The 7,290-nt window shown below is 39.3% G+C and carries 5 protein-coding genes and 1 pseudogene; 2 read left to right on the top strand and 4 right to left on the bottom strand.

All coding sequences use genetic code 11. The features are described from left to right. Nucleotides 1-136 precede the first annotated feature (136 nt). The 3 genes and pseudogenes from O9290_RS14265 to O9290_RS14255 form a co-directional block, all read right to left on the bottom strand. A pseudogene (locus O9290_RS14265) lies at nucleotides 137-1,342 on the bottom strand (DUF8459 domain-containing protein); the annotation flags it as partial. A gap of 3 nt (nucleotides 1,343-1,345) precedes the next feature. Further along, entirely contained in the window at nucleotides 1,346-2,443 is a 1,098-nt protein-coding gene (locus tag O9290_RS14260; protein ID WP_288057425.1) for a saccharopine dehydrogenase family protein, read from the bottom strand. Between the two features lie 92 nt (nucleotides 2,444-2,535). Next, nucleotides 2,536-3,978: a sensor histidine kinase gene (locus O9290_RS14255; protein WP_288087200.1), complete on the bottom strand. Its 1,443-nt coding sequence runs from the start codon at nucleotides 3,976-3,978 to the stop codon at nucleotides 2,536-2,538. Nucleotides 3,979-4,691: 713 nt separating this feature from the next. Here O9290_RS14255 and O9290_RS14250 point away from each other — a divergent pair. Continuing rightward, complete coding sequence (locus O9290_RS14250) at nucleotides 4,692-5,672, top strand: DUF3616 domain-containing protein (protein ID WP_288055763.1); 981 nt, start codon at nucleotides 4,692-4,694, stop codon at nucleotides 5,670-5,672. A 341-nt stretch (nucleotides 5,673-6,013) separates the two neighbouring features. On the opposite strand, the gene tnpA is transcribed toward O9290_RS14250, so the two are convergent. Next, the gene (gene tnpA / locus O9290_RS14245) at nucleotides 6,014-6,346 is read right to left on the bottom strand and encodes an IS200/IS605 family transposase (protein WP_502846463.1); all 333 of its coding nucleotides are present in this window, start codon (nucleotides 6,344-6,346) and stop codon (nucleotides 6,014-6,016) included. Nucleotides 6,347-6,494: 148 nt separating this feature from the next. On the opposite strand from tnpA, the gene O9290_RS14240 reads away from it, so the two are divergent. Then, nucleotides 6,495-7,290 (top strand): RNA-guided endonuclease InsQ/TnpB family protein (locus O9290_RS14240; RefSeq protein WP_288087198.1); only part of this gene is annotated, 796 nt, incomplete at its 3' end.

Genomic DNA, 7,290 nt, shown 5'->3' with positions numbered 1-7,290 from the left:
CGGGCGGCTCCCCAGAACAGTCTCAGCCTGGAAGTTGGTCACTAGCTAGACACTACCTAACAGCCACAGGCGATAGGCTGAGAGGCCAGAGATGCTGTCGTGGCTTTCATCTTACCTCTCAGCGGTTTTTGAGATGTTGCGTGACTAATAATCCTTTTTCAATCACATCTCCAATAACATCACCAATAGAAATTTTATCTCCTAGTTGAAAAGAGCGGGTATAAATGAGGATAATTCCTCCTACCACGTTAGCAATAGCAGAGGTGGAACCCAAGGAAAATAGCACCCCTAAAAATACCGACACCCCCTGAAAAGCAGGAGAATTAAATCCGGGTAGATAGGGAAAAGCGATGACTATAGCTAAGGCAATTATCAGCAGTGACAGTAAATTATAGGTTGGTTTTGCCCAATCGGGATAGAAACCATTAATTACTAAATTTTCTCTTTCCAATCCAGTGAAAAATGGTTTAATTGCTCTCAACAGATAGTGAGTTATAAAAACAATGATCAGTATAATAAAAATATTGGGTAAATATTTTGCTATCTCTTGGGAAATAACTTCCAAAGCACTAAAAAAGTATTGTAGAAAACCATCACCAAATTTTCTAGTCCAGGGAAAAAGACGAAGGACAAAAGTTAAATAAAAATAGAGAATAGTTAAAATAATCAGAGTGCGGATAAATTGCAAAACTCTTAGGGAAAAAATTCCTATTGTCTGGGAACTAATAATCTCAAAATTTTGGAATACGACCCCAGGAACTAGGGAGGTGATTAATCTCTGAATCTGGGGAAAAACCCGCGAAGATATAAAAATTATTACCCAGAAAATTAAGACCGTGGCCAAGGTAGCACTTACCGTCAAAACTGCATCTTTTAAGAGGTTATCTGGTTGACGTTCTTGACGATAACGGACAATGGCTGCTTTCATCTTTGCCAAAGCTCGTTCGGCCAATACTTCTTGACTGACCGCGTGTAATTTGGCATCTTTAGAAGTAATAGTAGCAATAACCGTATCTCCCAAAATAATCGAAGGGTTTTTGTCTTCAGGATCGATTTTTATGGTTAAATCTTCAGGAGAAAGAACATCGTCATCGGCAATTTTTTCAATTCTGTCTGTAATCGATTTCGCTCTTTCTTGCGCTGAAAAAGAACCTATTCCCTGCCGAATCGTAAAAAGTTCTTGATTATCAAGCATGACGGGAAAAACTTCTCCCAAAGTTTCCAGGGGTGTTTCCTGTCCTTGTTTAGCAGGATTATTCTGGGCTGCTATCATGAGGAGGGGGGATAAAGTCAGTAACAAAACTAAACAAAACAGCCCTAAGTAACGCCAGATTTTTTTCATCTTCTAAGCCACAATTGCACAGGAGCGATCGAGTTTAATACCTCTTTTTTTCATCGTAGCATGGAATAGTTCTGTGGATAACACCTGTTCCACGGGATAAATCCCGGCTTTTTGGAGTTTTGCCGCTAAGATTAATTCTGCCACGCTGCCAGTTCCCCAGCCGGCTGCTTGGGCAGTGTTCTCGTGAAGCATAGTTGCTTGATAAACTGCTTTTTGCTGCCCTTGCCATCCGGCCACTTTGGCTAACATTGCTACCCCAATTCCCGAAAATTTATCGGTTACTTCTGTCATGCGATAACTAACTTGGGAAAAAAACTCAATTCCCCGAGAACTTTCTACCCAAGCATCGGGAAAAATATGGGCAGTAATCCAAGTTAAATGATTATAAAAATCGGGAATAGAACCAAATTTTGTGATCACATTTTGCACTTGAAAAGATTCAGCAAAAGTATAGGTTTCTGGCATATCAAACCAATAAACACCAGTTTTACCCAAAGGAGCGGGAAAGTCAATTACTTCTCTAGCAGTATAGGGTTTAATCTCTTGCCATTGTCCCTCAATCCAAGCTAAAAAAGGCTTTTTTAAGCCGAGAAAAGTAGTCCGCATCACAGTTAATCCCGCACCTCCGGAACCGGCTACGGCATAATTTAAACGGATCGTTTCTACCCTATCTAACTGTTCGACTCCCTCTCGCACTATACTATTAGAAATACCGGGAAAAATTCCCGTATTAACCACGGCAGTTATTCCCGCTTTTATCGCTAATTCTCGATAGGGGATTAACTTTTGATAAAAAGAACGATGATCACTAACATCAATATAATTGACTTTTTCTTCGATGCAAATTTTTACTACCCTGCCATCGCGATAATGAAAGGGACCGGCACAATGAACGACTAAATCACTATTTTTAATTGCCTGTCTAAGCTTGTCTATTTCTTCTAAATCCAAAGCCAAAAACTGCATTCTTGGCAGTAATTTAATGGCTTTTTCCTTGCGTCCTGTGATAATAATTTTAGCTGCAGTATGATTAATAATATCTAGGGCTACACTTTGACCAATGCGACCAGTGCCACCTAAAATTAAAACAGTTTTTTCCATGGCAACTATCAATAATATTTGTTGCCCTAGTATAGCATCCTCTTGGCAATTTTGCCTATTTTACAAGATGAAAAATTGAGAATAATCACAACTTATTTAATGCGTCCGAGGGGCAAGAAAATGGTTAAAATCTCACCTTCTTCGGGTTTTTCACGCACAATCAATTTACCTCCCAAAGCTTGAAAAAGGTTTTTAGTCACCTTCATATTCAGACTTAAACTACCGGTTTCTGGTTGAAACATTAGGACTTTTCCCAAAGCTTTGAGGGTAAGATTAGGTGATTTTATTTGAGTTTGAAACTGCATTTTTAATTGATTTCCTGCCGTTGATATATGTACTTGCAACAGGCCACCACTAGCCATACTGCGAGTACATTTTTCCACGACTCCATTTAACATTTGATCCAATAAATTCGGATCACTAATTACCGAAGGCAATTTTTTCGGTACATTAACTTCTAAATTGACATTGCGCCTTTTAGCTTGTTTTTGCCACCGGGGAATACTATCTTGAAAGACTTTTTCTAGAGCAATTGGAATTAATTGAATCGGTTTATCCCCCAGAGGATTAATACCCAATTCTGCGGCTCGGAAAATTAATTCCATGCGCTGAATTTGTTCACTACATTCTAAATCGATTGTTTCTAAATATTTCTGCACATCTTCCGTTACTTTTGCCCGTTTTAATAATAATCGGGTAATGGTGCGAATGGTGGTTAAAGGGGTGCGAATTTCGTGGGTTAAAGCGCGCAATAATTCCAAATCACAACCCGATTCTAAATTAGAATTATCTTCCTTTGGCGGAGTGATTTCGGCATTGATAGGCGATTTCGTTTTTTTCAGGTCTAAATTAGGCTGGTTGGGTAAATTTTGCAGTAATTGGCGACTAAATTGGCTAACTAGACGATAATCTGGCGAGGGACTGCCATTAGCCTCGATAATTGCCTCTAAAGTCCCGATTTGCGGATAACGCAGATTAACTAATCGTTGCCGCAACTGCTGCCAGGCTTGCTGAGTGAGGACGGGATCAAAGGAAAATTGAAAAGAGGACAAACCCCACTGATCCTCGCCTAAAACCAGCAAAAGAGCGAAACTTTCGCTAAAAACCAGACAAAATCTTTCATTAGCAATCGGATCCGTTGGCAAGAGAGGCAATTCATGAATCTCCGTCGGGGAAACATCGGCGGCGGATTTTTCCTGAGAAGGCAATTGCAAACCCGGCCATTGTAAATGTTTTAAAGCTTTAACGGTAAAAACACCAAATTCAAAACCCGTTAAAGCCTTACTTTCTCTGACTAAAGCCGTCGGACCGGAGAGAATTAAACCCCGACCGGCGGCAGCATTATTTTGGTTTTGTAATAAGATATTTTCTAAAGCGGCGATCGCTGCGAACCATTCACTTTCCGCTTTCAGTTGCGCTCGCTTGAGCCATTCCGATAAATTAGGATAAAAAGCATTGGGGGTGAAAGTTTCCCGGTCCTGATGGTCAGTCGGCGGGAAAATATCGCTTAATTTCGGTAAAGACCCCTTTAACATCGTCTTCATCACTGACTAGATACAAATTCCTTACCTAGAATATTACCCCCGTTAATGCTCATCCCATAACGGTAAAACCGAACTCTATTGGCAGTGATATCCGCGTTTTTATAGCAGTTATCTTAATGGTGAGGTACGAATTTTTGGTTTTGGGGAGTCGGTCGTCGATACCAAATTAGGTTACACTAAATCCGTTGAGCATAGGCTACATATCAGGACAGGCACTCATGCACTCTTGCAATAGGCAAAAGGAGGAATAAATAATCATTCTTTAATAACCGGATTTAGTATTACACTTCATCTTTAGTTGATCACCTATGCCGGTTGTGGGGTTCGTGGCTCAATTCAACCTCGATAAGTCTGATATTTAATTACACCTCCCCACTTATGTATTTTTTTGTTACATTTAAGTATTTTTTGCTTATCTATAGTTATTATTGAATGAGTTAAAGTGTTCCCCAATTATTTCCCTAACTAACCGATCTTTGATCCCAAAACCTTTTGCCTTGACGTTAGGTCAATGGGAGGAATCATCGGGTCTTGGAGGGACTAACATAAATTATGACACTCGACAAACTTTTGAAATTAGGAGAAATTAGTTATTTAAACCAGTCCTTTCTCAGATTATTTCTAGTAATGTCTTGTCTTTTTGTCTTTTATTACCTATAATTTTCTCAATCCTCACTTTTCCAGTTAATAAGGAGAATACAATCATGAAACCTCTCAACTTTTCTATTATCCAAAAAATCAAACATCAAGGAATTTGTGATGCTTCTGCAGCCACTGCTTTAGGAGAAAATAAATTTGTTGTTGGTAATGATGAGGCGGATCCAAAATTAGGTAATTTTCTCTGGATTTATTCCTCTCAAGAGTCGGGAAAAGCCCTGAAAACAATTGACATTAATAGTTGGGTGAAGAACAATCTTAAAAATAAAGAAATCGACTTGGAGGGGGTAACTGTACTAAATGACATAATCTATTGGATTACTTCCCATGGCCGCAATAAAAATGCTGAACGAAAACTCCCTCGTCATCAATTTTTTGCCAGTAAAATTACCGATGACGGCTCTAGTATAGTTCAAGTGGGTGAGTCTTATACTCAGTTAGTATTGCGCGATATTATCGAAGACTCTCAATTGGCTGAAATATTTGATTTCAAAACAGCAGAAACCAAAGCTCCCAAAGCTGAAGGAGGATTAAATATTGAAGGTTTAACGGCAACTCCAGACGGAAATATCTTAATCGGTTTTCGTAATCCTGTCCCCAACGGTAAAGCTCTTTTATTACCCCTAAAAAATCCCAAGAGTTTAGTTACTAATTCAACCACGGCTAAAGCTGAATTTGGTGATCCTATCCTGCTAGATTTGGGAGGATTAGGAATTCGTAGCATTGAATTTTGGCCAGCTTTAGAAGTATATTTAATTATTGCTGGAGAATTTCATGGAGGCGATCAATTCGTTTTCTATACTTGGTCAGGAAAAAAAGAAGATGCACCAGAAAAGATAGAATCACTGCAATTCCCTGAAGGTTTTCGTCCAGAAGCTTTGTTGTTTTATCCCCATTTCCCAGATCGCTTTCAGATTTTAAGCGATGATGGTACAATCGAGCGAGTTGGTAATACTCCCTGTAAAGATATTATCGATAAAAATAGTCCCGAAAAATATTTCCGCAGTATTTGGGTAAAAGTTAATTAATACCAATTCTCACCCATCAAAACTACAGATCGAATTATCGAATTTAAGTTCCCATTTCCCCTTTTTCCCATTTTAAGGGAGACGAAGGCAGGGGGATCGAACTCTTGTAGCCGGATTTTGGAGAATTGATATAATTAGACATCCCTCTTAGTGGAACCTCAACAAAACCTAGAACAAAAATAGCTTTAAACCCATATAGGGATAAGCTTTAAGCTCAAAAAAACCGTTGATCACGTCTTTTCAATGGTTTTTTATCCTAGAAGCTCTATCTCAATGGAGCGAGAGGACTCCCGTTAAACCGCGTAGCGGTTAACGGGAGATAAATCGCCACCGGAATGAAACTAACGCGGTAGCGTTTCCACTTTTGGGGAGTTTTGGTTCTCGACGTATTTTTTTAGTTGTTCGATGGTAACGCCGCCACAACTAGCCACGAAATAACCTCCCGTCCAAAAATAAGGTTTATTGTCGAAATACTTGGCCGCCAAATCCGGAAATTCCTTTCTAATTAAGCGACTACTAACTGTTTTAAGGTTAGCGATTAGTTTGGATAAAGCAATGTCAGGTTTGTCATCGATAATCAGGTGAACGTAATCCGATTCACCGTTGAAATCAAGTAATGTGCTGTCCCATTTCGTGAGCGTTGACACAAAAATTTCTTTAAGTCGGGCTAAGATTTCATTGTTAATAGCAATGGCCGGTATTTGATGACGAATACGACGTGAGCGGTAAGTTTATAAACAGAGCGAAATTCATGATTGTAATCAGTTGACATATTAGGCGGTAAGTGTTATAATCTAATTGTACATCACGAAACGAACGACAGTGATAACGCTTACCTACCAGTACAAACTAAAGGTAAACAGGCGACAGGAACGGGAGATAATCCACATTCTTGATGTTTGCAAAAGCGTTTATAATTACGCTCTTTCGGAACGGAAAGATTGGTTAAACTCTCGAAAGTGTCTTGCGGATCGTTGTTCGTTAGTTTCCGAGTACATAATTCCTGCGGATGAACCCTATCCAAATTACTTCGTTCAAGCTAAAAATCTAACGGAAGCTAAAAAAGTTTACCCGATATTAAAGACGGTTAACGCTCAAGTTTTACAGCAAGTCTTAAAAACTTTAGATAAGGCGTTTAACCAGATGAAATCGAAAGGCTTCGGCTTTCCTAGATTTAAGAAAAAGATGCGGAGTTTTGTTTTTCCTGCGCTCTCGAAAAATTTTCTAGGTGATGAATACTTAAGTTTTCCACAATTGGGAAAAATTCGGATTAGGAAATCTAGGAAGTACCCGTCTGGGTTCGAGCCTAAACAAGCTCGAATTATCCAAAAAGCGTCGGGATTTTACGTTTCGGTTTCCTTCCAATCTCCGGAATTAGTTCCCGATATGACAGTAGGGAAGACCTGTTTAGGAATTGACGCGGGGATTGAGAGTTTTGTCGCTACTTCACGGGGAGATTTAATCAAAGCCCCTCGATTTTTGTTGAAAGTACAGAGTAAGCTTAAATTGCTACAAAGACGCTTGAAACGGAAAACTAAAGGCTCTAGCAATTGGTTAAAACTTCAGGAGAAGATAGCAAGATTACACGAAAAAGTGTCTAATACCCGTAGAGATTGGC

The sequence above is a fragment of the Microcystis sp. LE19-41.2A genome, assembly GCF_027530405.1.
GTDB classification, from domain to species: domain Bacteria; phylum Cyanobacteriota; class Cyanobacteriia; order Cyanobacteriales; family Microcystaceae; genus Microcystis; species Microcystis aeruginosa.
This window is presented reverse-complemented; position numbering and strand designations above follow the sequence as displayed.

Bases quoted from the DNA above. Each gene is read 5' to 3' on its own strand.
- O9290_RS14260 (WP_288057425.1), bottom strand. From the start codon at position 2,443: ATGGAAAAAACTGTTTTAATTTTAGGTGGCACTGGTCGCATTGGTCAA.
- O9290_RS14250 (WP_288055763.1), top strand. From the start codon at position 4,692: ATGAAACCTCTCAACTTTTCTATTATCCAAAAAATCAAACATCAAGGA.
- O9290_RS14255 (WP_288087200.1), bottom strand. From the start codon at position 3,978: ATGTTAAAGGGGTCTTTACCGAAATTAAGCGATATTTTCCCGCCGACT.